This window comes from Enterococcus sp. LJL90, assembly GCF_056924355.1.
Window position 1 is genome coordinate 973,427 of sequence record NZ_JBXPBQ010000001.1, and the last position, 13,565, is coordinate 986,991.

The following is a 13,565-nucleotide window of genomic DNA, read 5'->3' on the forward strand; positions in this document are numbered from 1 at the left end:
TTATCGCTGGCTGATTCGGGGGATGGTGGTCTTGTTAATCGCAATCACCTATGACACCCCCTTTGATTTTTTAGTATTAAATGGCTTTTTAGCCTACATTCCCATAGAAATAGCATTTCAAATCCCTAAGTTGAAAAATAAGTGGCTGCTTTTAGGGGCCTCAGCATTTTGGCTGCTGTTTTTCCCCAACATCCCTTATTTGGGCACAGACATCGTTCACACGGATTTATATCAGCTTTATGACAATGCCACTCGAGTCAGCCAAGAAAATCTATTCGGCTGGGGGCAAATTTTATTGTTGGCCATTGTAGTAGTGGCCTTTTTAAGCTGGGGCTTCACGCAAATGCTGCTGCTGGCAAAATTTTACCAAGAGCGCTTTTCACTGGGAAAATATTTTCGACCAATTTTTGTAGTGACCATTTGTATTTTATCCGCACTGGCCATGTATGCCGGTCGTTTTGCACCACGGCTGCATTCAATTTATTTTCTGACAGATCCACTGCGGGTATTGGACATCATCTTTTTAACCTGGAGCGTAAAAAAAATTGAATTTATTGGATTGTTCACCCTGTATCAGCTAGTGTTAGTCAGCTGTCTTTTGTTGAATCACAAAATATTGCAGGACCCAAGCTATATAGCAGAGAAGGAGGAAAAATGAAAACAATTATTGAGAATAGCTGGCAGGAAATTTTAGCCGAGGAATTTCAAAAACCTTATTACCAGCAGCTGCGACAGTTTTTGAAACAGGAATATCAGAGTCAGACAATTTATCCGGATATGTATCACATCTATGAAGCCTTAGAGCTGACACCTTATGAAAAGGTCAAAGTCGTGATGTTAGGGCAAGATCCTTATCATGGACCGAATCAGGCTCACGGCTTAGCCTTTTCTGTGCAGCCGGGAGTTAAAATCCCGCCTTCGTTAGTTAATATTTACAAAGAGCTGCAGAATGATTTAGGCATTGAGCCAGTCAAGCATGGTAATTTAGTTGCTTGGGCTAAACAAGGCGTGCTTTTATTGAACACCGTTTTGACAGTGAGAAACGGTCAAGCCAATTCTCATCGAAATCACGGTTGGGAAGAGCTGACCAATGCCATCATCGAAAAATTAAATGAACGAAAGCAGCCGATTGTTTTTATTTTGTGGGGCAAACCAGCTCAGGAAAAAGCCAAGATGATTGAAGGCAACCGCCATATTATCCTAATGGCGCCGCATCCTAGTCCGCTATCGGCTTATCGTGGTTTTTTCGGCTCTAAACCCTTTTCAAAAGCTAATCAGGCTTTGATTGCTTTAGGAGAAACACCGATTGATTGGCAGCTGCCGCCTTCTGTTTAAAATTATTCTTGTCTGTTACAATAAAAACAAATTTTTTTTCGTAAAATCTTGAAAAAATTCAGTTAAGATAGCTAACACAGTTCTGGAAACTGTATTCAATTTGTGTTAGTATATGTGGGTAATTATAAATTGTGTGGAGGGAAATCCCGTGGAACTTTTTGAAAGTATGAAACAAAAAATCGCAGACCGTAACATTAAAATCGTTTTTCCAGAAGCAACTGATCCTCGTATCTTAGGCGCTGTAGCTCGTTTATACGCTGAGGAATTATTGGAACCGGTTTTAATCGGTAACAAAGAAGAAATCGTTGCAGCCGCTCATGATCGTGGGTTGAAAACGGAAAGATTTACCATCATTGACCCAGACAAATTTGATCGTTGGGACGAAATGGTTGAGTCTTTTGTAGAACGCCGTAAAGGTAAAGCGACCAAAGAAGACGCTGAAAAGATTTTAAAAGACGTCAATTATTTTGGTACGATGTTGACTTACATGGGCATTACTGATGGCATGGTTAGCGGAATCATTCATTCAACGGGTGAAACAGTACGTCCTGCCTTACAAATTATTAAAACAAAACCTGGTATCAGCCGCACAAGTGGCGCGATGCTAATGGTTCGTGGCCGTGACCAAGAAAAATATATTTTCTCTGACTGCGGTATCAATATTAATCCAAATGCACAAGAGTTGGCTGAAATCGCAGTAGATTCTGCCAAAACAGCGACCTTGTTTGACATTGACCCTAAAGTAGCTTTACTTAGCTTCTCAACAAAGGGTTCAGCAAAATCACCAGAAGTTGATAAAGTGATTGAAGCAACTAAATTAGTCCATGAAATGGCTCCTGATTTAAAAGCTGACGGCGAATTACAATTTGATGCCTCTTATGTTCCTTCAGTAGCGGCTTTGAAGGCACCAAATTCTGAAGTAGCTGGCCAAGCAACTGTCTTTGTTTTCCCAGATTTACAATCAGGCAACATCGGCTACAAAATCGCCCAACGTTTCGGTGGCTTTGAAGCAATCGGACCAATCCTGCAAGGCTTAAATAAACCAGTTTCCGATTTATCTCGGGGAGCGAACGAAGAAGACGTGTATAAACTGGCAATTATCACTGCAACTCAAACACTTTTGGACTAAAAAAGGCCAAATCGGTTAGCTGCGAGCTAATTTGCACCAATTTAAGTGAAATCGGTAATTTTGTAGGCAAACCTGTTACGAAAAAACCGCTCTTTTCCTTAATTGGCTGTTGAAATTAGTCGCAGCTTTTTTTGCGGAAAGAAAGTAGTTTATTTTTTCGGTCAATCCGTGCTATGCTAGGAAAAATTGGATGCACTAAGGAGAAAATTATGCTGCTTAAAAATTTAGACGACACTGAAAAATTAGCGGAAATTATCGGCCAAGTCGCTGCAGCCGGCGACAATTTGGTGTTGACCGGTGATTTAGGTGCCGGCAAGACAACCCTGACAAAAGGGATTGCCAACGGCTTAGGCATCCCTCAGATGATAAAAAGTCCGACCTACACCATCATTCGCGAATATGAAAATGGCCGCCTGCCGCTTTATCATATGGACGTCTATCGCCTCATGGGGCAAACAGATGATCTCGGCTTAGATGAATATTTTGAAGGTGAGGGTTTATCGGTCATTGAGTGGGGCACGCTTTTGGAGGATAACTTGCCAGAGGATTACCTTGAATTAATTATCGAAAAAAATGAGCACAACGAAAATCAACGGCAAATTGATTTTCAAAGCAATGGCGCAAAAAGCCACGACTTTGAAAAAAGAATTTTTGCTAAAATTGAAGAGTCAAAATTGCTGTCGGCGGATTAAGAAAAAAAAGTGCCCCTCAAAAGTTATTTTTAAGCCTAACCTTTGAGGGGCGCTTCATATGTCTCAGCTTTTTTTAGTTTTCGGCGCTTGGCGATGGCGCCGGCGAATAAAACCATACAGTAAAACCAATAAAAGCACAGCGGCAATCGCTACAATGGCTTTTTCATGGGAACCATTAAAAATCGCATCCCCACCAAAGGCATAAAGATAAGAACTAGGCAAACAGCCTAGGACAATGGCTGTCAGCAGTGCGGGAAACTTAAATTTTAAATGAGCCGCAGTATAATTCACTAAAAAAGAGGGGATAAAGGGCACCATGTAGCCAATGGTCACTCCAACTAAAGGATATTTAAAATTAGAAATATCATCCATAATATGGGCAATTTTCTGAGTATCTTTAGAGACACCAAATTTTTTAGTCACCAGTGTACTGAGTAAATTGCCACCGACATTGCCAACCAAATTAATTGCCAAGCCCCATAGCGGTCCATAGCAAACCCCCGCAAAAATGCAGACCACAGAATTCGGCACCCCCGGCACAGCACACATCACCATAATTAAGGCAATCAGCACAAAACCATCACCAAACTGATGGGCTCGAAAATCCGCCAGCAATTCCTTTGAAGAAATTTGTGGATGAAGCAAATGGACAAGCGCCTGATGATTGTCCCGCACAATCAAAAAACCTAATCCTAAAATAAGTAAAAGGCCGAGAATTATCAGCCAGCGTTTTTTATGTTTCACAGTTTACCCCTTTTCTATGTAAGCTCTCGCAAATTTTATTATAAAGTTACTCCACATGACTAAACTTGTTATATAAATAAGAAGTTGAAAAAGTGTGCCTTCTATTTTAAATAAAATTCCTTTTCCTCAGTTTACCAAATTATTTCCTTGAGCTAAAATAAATTATTAACACATTTGGAGGCAGAACATGGCAGAAGAAATTGAAATCACCATCAGAGAGGCTGTGCCGGAAGATGCAGCAGCAATTTTAATACTGAGTAAAAAAATCGGTGGCGAAACCGATTTTCTCGTGATGGATGAAACCGGCTTGAATTTAACCGAAGAACAAGAAGCTTTACAGCTGGCCGCCATTTACGAAAGCGAGAATAATGTCTTGTTTGTGGCACTAGCCAACGAAGCCATCGTCGGCTTAGCTTCCATTCACAGTGATAGCTCGCCGAAGACTGCCCACATCGGCGAAATCGGTATCAGCATTCTAAAAGAATTCTGTGGGATGGGACTAGGAACCGCCTTATTAGAAGAATTAATTTTCTGGGCTCAAGAAACTGAAATAACCCGGCGCTTGGAATTAACTGTTCAAGCCCGTAATCAACGGGCTGTCAACCTCTATCAAAATTTCGGCTTTCAACGAGAGGCCGTGATGGAAAGGGGAGCGGTTACAGTAGAAGGCACATTCTTAGATGTCTGGCTGATGAGCAAAATGATTGATTGAAAATGTGTTATGTTTTTAAAAATCCACTGCAAGCACCAGTGTTTTGGTGTATAATGTAGAGCAGATTGAAAAAAACATACCTATTAAATACAAGAAAAGCTTGAGGAGAGATGCAGCATGATTGATTTACATTGTCATATCTTGCCGGATGTTGACGATGGCGCCCAAACGATTCAAGACAGTCTTGACATGGGTCGCAAAGCAGTCAGCCAGGGAATCACCCATATTCTATGCACCCCCCATCACCATAATGGTGTCTATCTGAACTACGCTGCTGATATTATTCGCAAAGTTGGCGAGCTACAAGAAGTTTTTGATGACAACCAGATTGAGATTACTTTGATGGAAGGTCAGGAAGTGCGGTTGTTTGGCGATTTACTGCCAGCCATCAATAAAGGTGAGATTTTATTCACCGATTTGGACAATACATATATTCTGATTGAATTTCCTTCATCAGAAATCCCTAATTACGCCGAAGAAGTTTTCTATGAACTCCTGAGTCGCGGAAAAGTCCCAGTGATTGTACATCCAGAACGGAACGCCGGCTTTAGAGAAGACATCACTCGTCTGGAACCATTTATTGAAATGGGAGTGCTGACTCAGCTGACCGCCCCAAGTATTGTCGGAAAATTTGGGAAATCCATTAAGAAAACCGCAATTGATATGATGGACCGCAACCTTTTGCATATGGTTGCTTCAGATGCTCATGGGATTAACCGCCGCAATTTTTATTTGCAGGAGGCCTATGAAGAAATCGGTAAGCGTTATGGCCAAGAAAAGGTTGATGAGATGATGGATATCACCAGAAATTTGGTGAATGGTGATCCAGTCGATATTCCGGAAATCAAGAAAGTTAAGAAAAGTCTTAGCTGGTTTTAAAAAGTAATAGCCGAGCTTAAAAAAAAATTAAGATTCTGCTTATCAGCAGAATCCACTGATTAATTCCGCGGAAACTAAGGAATTAGTCATAATTGTTATTTTTTACTTCAAAAAACCTATTTTATATAAAGAGCAATTGTTTTTCTGAAGTTTTTTAAATCCGATTTACATTGACAAAGGTTTTTCGCCAAAGTAGAATTGTTATGGTATGCCTGTGGATATGGGTGGATAACATGAAATTAACTTAAGAAAAATGAAAATGGATGAAATAATAGTTTCATTTTCAAAAAATAAATAATTTTTGTAGGAGTGAAGTGAATGAAGTCGTCCTTCCTGAGAACGGTCTTAGTAGGGGTCATTATTATAGCTTCAGTGGGAACTTGTTTTATTGGGTACCGCAGCTATGCCAGCCGAATTAATCAAGCAAGGGTAGAACATGCTGAAAGCAGTGCAGATGAAAGTGCCGCAACTATCGCTGCCTTAACTGCCACAGTCAACGGCTACTTTACCGATGAAAATCAGCAATTTATAACAGCGGGTGTTACAGTTGATACTATTAATCAAGGCATCACCCAACTAAATCAAATTTTAACCTCAAGTTCTGACTTTGATATTTCTGACAGTGACCTGCCAAGCTCACTACAAGATATTGCCAACCAAAAGACAGCTTTACTGGCTTTATCACAACAAGCCTTAGACAAGGTGCGGATGCAAGACTCCATCAACGCTCTTTTCTCAGTCGCGCCAAGTGATTGGGTAAATTATGCTGAGGGTACAGTAATGCGGGATGATTTAACCGCAGATGAAGTTGCTGGTGTCCAAGCTGAAGTTGCCAACTTTGAAGATGGCGCTTGGAAAGAATTAGCCAATGCATATCTTAACCATGTATCTGAACAAGTCACAACAGTGGATACCATTCGAGCAGAGTTCAATAATTTAATGGCTGATGGTGCTTTAATCAACGATGCCGATTATGATAATTACTATTCGTTACAAAGCAGTATCGGCAATGTTGCTAACACTAATATTCGTGGCGAGTTAGAAGCTCAGCTAGCTACTTTATTAAGTCTACTGGGCGGAAGCTCAAGTTCGAGCAGCAGTTCTTCAAATAGTTCGTCTGATAGCAGCTATGGCACTAGCTCCAGCTCAACAGATTACGGAACTACTTACAATTATTAATTTAGTATGCAATTCATACAAGAGAGAGAGATAAGATGGAAGAGACAATTAGTTTAAGGGAAATATTTAACATTTTGAAAAAACGTCTGGCATTGATTATCACCTTGACCTTTGTTGGGTTAGGCGTTGCTAGTGTAATAACTTTCTTTGTAATCACACCGGAATACAGCTCACGGTCGCAAATTATCGTGACTTTGCCACAGAATGCTTCAGGCACTACTACTGTCAATGATGTCAATACGAATTTACAAATGATTAATACTTATACTGAATTAATCACTAGTGACCGAGTGATTGATGCTGTGCAACAATCCTTATCTGAAGAATATGGTTATGATTCATCTACTGGTGCATTACGTGAAGCTATCTCAGTTGTTCAAAATACAGATAATTCTTTGATGTTTTATATTCAGGCATTAACCGATGATCCGGTGATGTCGCAAAATATTGCGAATGTCACTTCAAATATTTTCCAAACAACTGCCGCAGAAGTTTTGAACAATACGATTGATCAGATTTCGATTATTTCTTCGGCACAAGCTGAAATGTCTCCTGTATCTCCGAATAACACAAGAAATCTTCTGATTGGTATTGTTCTTGGTTTTATCTTAGGAGTTGGTTTGGCTTTCTTATTTGAATTACTTGATCGTACTGTAAAGGATGACCGTTTTGTGAGCGAAAATCTTGAGTTCACAGTGTTGGGAGTCGTACCTAATATGGCTGCTAAAGAATTAAACTCTTCTATTAAAAAAGCGACAACAATTAATCAAGCAACTGAAACAAGTACTGGACCAGCTATTCAATCTGGTACTCCGCAAACTCAGAGCTTAAGCTCCGAAAATATCAATGAAGAAATCTCAAGAAGAACGCGGCGACGGGTGTAGGAGGATATCATGGCAAAAAAGCATAATAAAGAACAAGAAACTTCTGCAGTAAGCTTGATTAGTATGGTGGATCAAAGCTCACCAATCACTGAGCAATATCGGACTATTAGGACTAATATACAATTTTCTTCTTCAGCGGATAAACGAATTAAAACCATTGTTATTACTTCTTCTGGTCCAGGTGAAGGCAAGTCAACAACATCAGCTAACTTAGCAGTTGTTTTTGCTAATTCTGGGCAGAGGACTTTATTAGTTGATGCGGATATGCGTAAACCAACTGTTCATAAATCGTTTGGCTTAACAAACAATCGAGGCTTGAGTACGATTTTAAGTACAGAAACGCAAGTTGGCGATGTTGTGAATGCTACTCATGTTCCTAACTTGTTTGTAGTAACTAGTGGAATTAAACCACCAAATCCTTCAGAATTATTAGGTTCTGTAAGATTTGATGTCGTAATGGATGAACTAAGTCGGCTATACGACATTATCATTTTCGACATGCCACCTGTTGTCACAGTGACAGATGCACAAATTGTTTCTTCAAAAGCAGATGGGACTATCTTAGTTGTTCGGGAAGATGTAACAAGAAAAGATGCCGTAATGAAGGCTAAGGAATTACTTGAATTAACAAAAGCACATGTGCTTGGAGTTGTGTATAACGGCTCTAAGGATGCTAGTGATAAAGGATATTATTATTATTACGGAAATTAGACATTAGAAAAAAATTAAACGGGGATGATGAATGGTGGAAATGGGAAGAAATACATCTAAGGAAGATACATTTTTGAATCCTGAGCTTAGTAATGCAACTGCTAAACTAATGAAGGTTGAGGACACGAATCAACACTTCTTTTTCTTATTTGTAAAAAGGACAATGGATATAGTAGGAGGGGTTGTAGGATTGATACTATCATTGCCGATTCTCTTAGTTGTTTGGATAATGATGAAGAGGGAAGAGCCCAACGGGCCATTTCTATTTTCCCAAACCCGTGTTGGAAAAAATGGCAAGACTTTCAAAATGTATAAGGTACGCTCAATGTGTGTAGATGCCGAGGCAAAACTAGCTGAAGTAGCTCATTTAAACGAAATTGAAGGTGCTATGTTTAAAGCTAAGGAAGATCCTAGAGTGACTAAAATTGGGAAGAAAATTCGGAAAAAAAGCATTGATGAGTTGCCACAATTTGTAAATGTTATCCTTGGAGATATGAGCCTAGTAGGTCCAAGACCACCTTTGCCAAGGGAGGTTAAAGAGTATACATCGTATGATTTACAACGACTGCTTGTTAAGCCAGGATGTACCGGCTTATGGCAAGTTAGAGGTCGTAATGATGTTCATTTTAGCCAAATGGTTGAGTGGGATATTGAGTACGTTAAAAATCAATCAATTCGAAATGATTTGAAGATAATTATAAAGACAATTACTATTCTATTTGGAAAAAACGGGGCGTATTAAGTGGATCAAATAAAAAATGTATATATAGTTGGTTCAAAAGGTATACCAGCAAGATATGGTGGCTTTGAAACTTTTGTAGAAAAGCTGACCGAGTATAAGAAAAATGATAATATTCAGTATCATGTTGCATGCATGGCTGACAACTCGTTAAAATCTGGGATTAGAGACAAGCACTTTGAGCATAACGGCGCAAAGTGCTTTAATATTGATGTACCCAATATAGGGCCAGCTAAAGCTATTTTCTATGATATTGCTGCTCTAAATTATGCAGTAAAATTGGCAGAGAAAAACAATGATGTAAATCCAATTTTTTACGTACTTGCTTCTCGTATAGGTCCATTTATTGGGAAACTGAAAAAGAAAATTGATAAGTTAAACGGTAAATTATTTGTAAATCCTGACGGCCATGAATGGAAACGTGCAAAATGGAGTTATCCAGTAAGAAAATATTGGAAATATTCTGAGCGACTTATGGTAAAGAATGCAGATTTACTAATTTGTGATAGTAAGAATATTGAAAAATATATATTAAAAGTTTATGAAGCATACAAGCCCAAAACTGATTATATTGCTTATGGTACTGAGACTAATAAATCTGAATTAAGTCAAAAAAGTAGCGAGGTAATTTCTTGGTTTAGTAATAATTCATTAAATGAAAATAATTATTATCTTGTAGTAGGTCGCTTTGTTCCAGAAAATAATTATGAGTCCATGATTAGAGGTTTTATGAGCTCTTCATCAAGAAGAGACTTTGTTCTGGTTACAAATATCCAAGAAAACAAATTTTATGAAAAGTTGAAAAAGAAAACTCATTTTGACGAAGATAATAGAATTAAGTTTGTTGGGACGGTTTATAATCAAGAATTATTAAAGTACATTAGAGAAAATGCATTTGCGTATATTCATGGACATGAGGTAGGAGGAACGAATCCATCTCTGTTAGAGGCCCTAGCCTCTACGAAGATTAACTTGCTATTGAATGTTGGGTTTAACAAAGAGGTAGGTAAGGATTCTGCATTATATTGGAACAAAAATCAGCTGCAAGAGGTTATTTCAAAAGCTGAACAGCTGTCATCAAAGGAAATTCAACAGTATGAGATTAGAGCTAAAAGAACAATTGAAGATCATTATACATGGCGCAAAATTATAAATGATTACGAGAAAGTTTTTATGGAATGTGGTGAATAGTATTGAAAATTCTTTTTTGTCAAACACAATTCAAGATGGGTGGACAACAGAAGGTCTTACTTACAATAGCAAAAGAGTTGAGTAAAAACTACGAGGTTCAAGTATATTATGAGAACTATGATTTTTTCGACTTAAGTGGTTTAAATACTATTCGACCTAGTAAAATAACACAACTTAAAAATTTAATATTGACTGTTATTGTTGCTTTATCTAAATTAAATTTTAAAAAGAAAGTAGTGGCTGACGATTGGCATTTTCGCAACTTAAAATCTACATTAACTGGTAAAGATTACGATGTGGTAATTTTATTGAACCCATATATACTGTTTGTAAATAAGCTAAAAAATGAAATAATTACAACAAAAAAAATTGTTTGTTGGACGCATAATCTTTATGAAAATTATGTAGATGATAGATTTAAAAATCAGAAATTGGAATTATTTACCAATATGGCCGCTGCCGATCAAATTATTTCTTTGGAGAAGTATACAGCAAGTAAATGGAAGAGTATAAATCCAAGTACATTAATAATACACAACCCTGTCACCATTGATAATGATGGGAAAATAAGTTCATTGGAATCAAAGGTTGTTTCTTTTGTGGGGAGAATACATATAGATAGTAAAGGTATAGATTATTTGTGTAATGTTGCAAAATTTTTGGATGAGGGTATCATTATTAATGTTGCTGGATCAGGTGACGCTAAAAATGAAAAAAAATTCCTCGAACTAATAAAAGATAATAAACTAGAAAATAAAATATTTTGGAAAAAAGCTTTAAAAGAAGAACAATTAAAAGAGCATTATCGTAATTCTAGTATATTCTTAATGACTAGCAGATATGAGGGGTTCCCTTTAGTAGCAGCTGAAGCGATGTCATTTGGTCTTCCTATTGTAGCTTTTGACATTCCTTCTTTGAGAGAAGTCACGGATGATGGTAAGTACGGAAAACTCATAGATTTTGGTGATGTTGAGAGTATGGCAGCTTGGATAAACAACTTATTTGATAACAAGGATGAAATGATTGAATACTCAAAGAAATCTTTGAGAAGAGTTGAAGATCTGAAAGTAGATACAATAATTTCTGAGTGGGAGAAAAAGGTTCTAGTTGAGTAAATCAGCTGGACAAAATAAAAATCCTGAAAATAATTAATAAATATACTTATTTTGAAAAATATCATCATCACTTTGAAGTAATGATGATGTAAGAAACCTAAAGATTAAGGAGTTATTAATGGATATTAGTATTATTACACCAATTTATAAAGGTAATAGATATATTGATTCTTTGATTTTAAATTTGGAAGATAATCTAAGCGTGTTAAATGAAGTGGAAATAGAGCTTATATTAGTTAATGATAGTCCAGAAATTGATTTGAAGTATGATTTATCTTTGATTAAAAACTTAAATGTTAAAGAAGTCATTAATACTGACAATTTAGGGATTCATAAATCTCGAATTCAAGGTATAAAGACAGCTATGGGTGAATATATTATTATGTTAGATCAAGATGACTATTTAGAGAGAAATGCTTTGAAATCACAGCTTGAAACTATTGAAGATGGTGATGTAGTAGTTGGAAATGGCTATAACGAGGACAAAGATGGGAAAAAAAAGCCTCTGTTTAAAAATTTTCAACAACAGCAGAAAATTAATAATTTGGAATTGTTTTTTTACATTGGAAATCTTATTGTCTCACCAGGAATGTGCATGTTGAGAAGGAATAAGATTCCTGAAAACTGGTATGAGAATACTATTAGTATTAATGGTGCTGATGATTGGTTACTTTGGCTAGAATATCTTGTTAACGGAATCAATTTTAAGTTGAATCCTGAAAAAATTTATACACATAAAAACGTAGGGACTAATGTTTCCAATAATGAAGAGCAAATGTATCAATCTGCTTTAGAAGTTGTCAAGATAGCAAATTTAATAGTGAAAAATCAAAGACTTATCGATATTAGTGTTAGAAGAATTAACATGAGACACTATTACGAAGGAAGAGGACTGTATAGAAAGATATTTAGTTATTTTAAAAATTATGATATTGCATGGAAGTTACTTCTATATAAAATAAGTTAAATATAGTTGGAGAAATATAAAATGAATTTAGATAAAGGTAAAATAAGTTTAGGTACTGTTGTAAACTTTATATTGTTAAGCTTTCCAATCTTAGTTGCATTTGGCTCATATAAACAAATAAATAGTTATATAATAATTGTTTATTTAGCTATTTCACTTTTTCTATTAGTTATGAAGAATGATGGTTTTACGAAAGGATTTGTAAAAAATAAACTTTCTTTAGTTTGGACTTCATTTATTGCTTTAACTTTTTTTTCCACAATATTTATGAAGAGAACAGGGAATATCATAACAAGTTTAAATGAAATTTGTGTTTTTTTGATAGTTTATATTTTGACAAGATATTGGAACCCAAAAAAATATTTAATTTATTTCAAAAATATTATTTTAGTTCTTTCCATAATTTCAATAGTGGGATATATATTTAATATAGATTTTTTTTCAGTGTTAAAATCTGGGACTGTGTATTATTCGGTTGATTTAAATGTAGGAGGTGGGATTTCTACTATATTTGAATATAGGCATTTTTATGGAGTTTTTTTAACAATTTCGTTGATTATCCAATATTATTTTTCTTTTCACAATATTTATCTGGATTTTTTTGTAAACTCTATTTTTTTATTTAATGTTTTATTGACATATACAAGGAATATTTGGGTAACACTTGTAATCTGTTTCTTTTTTCTTTTGATTAAGCACTTTAGACCAAAATTAAAAGTAAAATACATTGTTTATTTTTATCTTGTTCTTTTTGCTATTGTATTAGGTGTAGTTTTTCTAAAAGATTCCTTGTCTACAGTAATTATAAACAGTTTGGATAGAATTCTAGCTATTTTCGATTATCAGTCTACATCCACTGCATCAGTACCGATTTTTGGAGGAGTTCGAGGTTATACATTGATTTACGGGACAAGATATATTTTTACTAGGGGAATATTATATATACTCTTTGGAGGCGGAAGTGGTTTTGCATTAAATTGGTTAGAGCAAAACCCTTATAACTGGTGGGACGCAGCAATTGATAATCAATATGTTACTATTTTAATGGATACTGGTATAGCGGGCTTGCTGCTAATAATTTTAATGTTCTCAATTATATTAAGTTCATTTTGGAAATCTAAAGATAGTTTGCAAAGTGTATTTAGCTTATCTTTGATAGCCCTGTTTATAGCAATGTATTTTTTTGAGTTACTTGGAACGATGTCTTCGGCTTTTGTAGTTTTTAATATTTTTGTTTGTGGACTATTAGGAAATAACAGGACAAATTATAATTTTAGGAGCTCTTGAA

Annotated in this window: 15 protein-coding genes; 14 read left to right on the top strand and 1 reads right to left on the bottom strand. The window is 36.1% G+C overall.

Annotated elements, in window-relative coordinates; all coding sequences use genetic code 11:
- Positions 1-31: 31 nt before the first annotated feature.
- The 4 genes from AC1Z3S_RS04465 (at position 32) to tsaE (ending at position 3,156) form a co-directional block, all read left to right on the top strand.
- Positions 32-658, top strand: coding sequence for a DUF1361 domain-containing protein (locus AC1Z3S_RS04465; protein WP_461739339.1), 627 nt, complete (start codon positions 32-34; stop codon positions 656-658).
- Positions 655-1,335 (top strand): uracil-DNA glycosylase, encoded by a 681-nt coding sequence (locus AC1Z3S_RS04470; RefSeq protein ID WP_461739340.1) that lies wholly within the window; start codon positions 655-657, stop codon positions 1,333-1,335. The genes AC1Z3S_RS04465 and AC1Z3S_RS04470 overlap by 4 nt, the downstream gene beginning before the upstream one ends.
- 148 nt (positions 1,336-1,483) lie before the next feature.
- Positions 1,484-2,464 carry a phosphate acetyltransferase gene (gene pta, locus AC1Z3S_RS04475; RefSeq protein ID WP_265455640.1) on the top strand — a complete coding sequence of 327 codons (981 nt, stop codon included), beginning with the start codon at positions 1,484-1,486 and terminating at the stop codon, positions 2,462-2,464.
- A 209-nt stretch (positions 2,465-2,673) separates the two neighbouring features.
- Positions 2,674-3,156, top strand: a complete 483-nt coding sequence (gene tsaE / locus AC1Z3S_RS04480) for a tRNA (adenosine(37)-N6)-threonylcarbamoyltransferase complex ATPase subunit type 1 TsaE (RefSeq protein ID WP_461739341.1) — start codon at positions 2,674-2,676, stop codon at positions 3,154-3,156.
- A gap of 63 nt (positions 3,157-3,219) precedes the next feature.
- Here tsaE and AC1Z3S_RS04485 read toward each other — a convergent pair whose 3' ends face one another.
- A complete protein-coding gene (locus AC1Z3S_RS04485) occupies positions 3,220-3,900 on the bottom strand; it encodes a TVP38/TMEM64 family protein (protein WP_461739342.1) in 681 nt (226 codons plus the stop codon).
- A gap of 187 nt (positions 3,901-4,087) precedes the next feature.
- On the opposite strand from AC1Z3S_RS04485, the gene AC1Z3S_RS04490 reads away from it, so the two are divergent.
- The 10 genes from AC1Z3S_RS04490 (at position 4,088) to AC1Z3S_RS04535 (ending at position 13,564) form a co-directional block, all read left to right on the top strand.
- Complete coding sequence (locus AC1Z3S_RS04490) at positions 4,088-4,612, top strand: GNAT family N-acetyltransferase (protein WP_461739343.1); 525 nt, start codon at positions 4,088-4,090, stop codon at positions 4,610-4,612.
- A 117-nt stretch (positions 4,613-4,729) separates the two neighbouring features.
- Positions 4,730-5,491, top strand: coding sequence for a tyrosine-protein phosphatase (locus AC1Z3S_RS04495; RefSeq protein ID WP_461739344.1), 762 nt, complete (start codon positions 4,730-4,732; stop codon positions 5,489-5,491).
- A 318-nt stretch (positions 5,492-5,809) separates the two neighbouring features.
- Positions 5,810-6,670 carry a hypothetical protein gene (locus tag AC1Z3S_RS04500; RefSeq protein ID WP_461739345.1) on the top strand — a complete coding sequence of 287 codons (861 nt, stop codon included), beginning with the start codon at positions 5,810-5,812 and terminating at the stop codon, positions 6,668-6,670.
- Positions 6,671-6,705: 35 nt separating this feature from the next.
- Positions 6,706-7,554, top strand: a complete 849-nt coding sequence (locus tag AC1Z3S_RS04505; RefSeq protein ID WP_461739346.1) for a YveK family protein — start codon at positions 6,706-6,708, stop codon at positions 7,552-7,554.
- A gap of 9 nt (positions 7,555-7,563) precedes the next feature.
- Positions 7,564-8,265: a CpsD/CapB family tyrosine-protein kinase gene (locus AC1Z3S_RS04510; RefSeq protein WP_265455630.1), complete on the top strand. Its 702-nt coding sequence runs from the start codon at positions 7,564-7,566 to the stop codon at positions 8,263-8,265.
- Positions 8,266-8,374: 109 nt separating this feature from the next.
- Positions 8,375-9,007, top strand: coding sequence for a sugar transferase (locus AC1Z3S_RS04515; protein ID WP_461739425.1), 633 nt, complete (start codon positions 8,375-8,377; stop codon positions 9,005-9,007).
- Between the two features lie 9 nt (positions 9,008-9,016).
- Positions 9,017-10,195, top strand: coding sequence for a beta 1-4 rhamnosyltransferase Cps2T (gene cps2T, locus AC1Z3S_RS04520; RefSeq protein WP_461739426.1), 1,179 nt, complete (start codon positions 9,017-9,019; stop codon positions 10,193-10,195).
- 2 nt (positions 10,196-10,197) lie between these two features.
- Complete coding sequence (locus AC1Z3S_RS04525) at positions 10,198-11,310, top strand: glycosyltransferase (RefSeq protein ID WP_461739347.1); 1,113 nt, start codon at positions 10,198-10,200, stop codon at positions 11,308-11,310.
- 118 nt (positions 11,311-11,428) lie between these two features.
- A complete protein-coding gene (locus tag AC1Z3S_RS04530) occupies positions 11,429-12,277 on the top strand; it encodes a glycosyltransferase family 2 protein (RefSeq protein ID WP_461739348.1) in 849 nt (282 codons plus the stop codon).
- A 21-nt stretch (positions 12,278-12,298) separates the two neighbouring features.
- The gene (locus AC1Z3S_RS04535) at positions 12,299-13,564 is read left to right on the top strand and encodes an O-antigen ligase family protein (protein ID WP_461739349.1); all 1,266 of its coding nucleotides are present in this window, start codon (positions 12,299-12,301) and stop codon (positions 13,562-13,564) included.
- The last annotated feature ends 1 nt before the right edge of the window (position 13,565 follow it).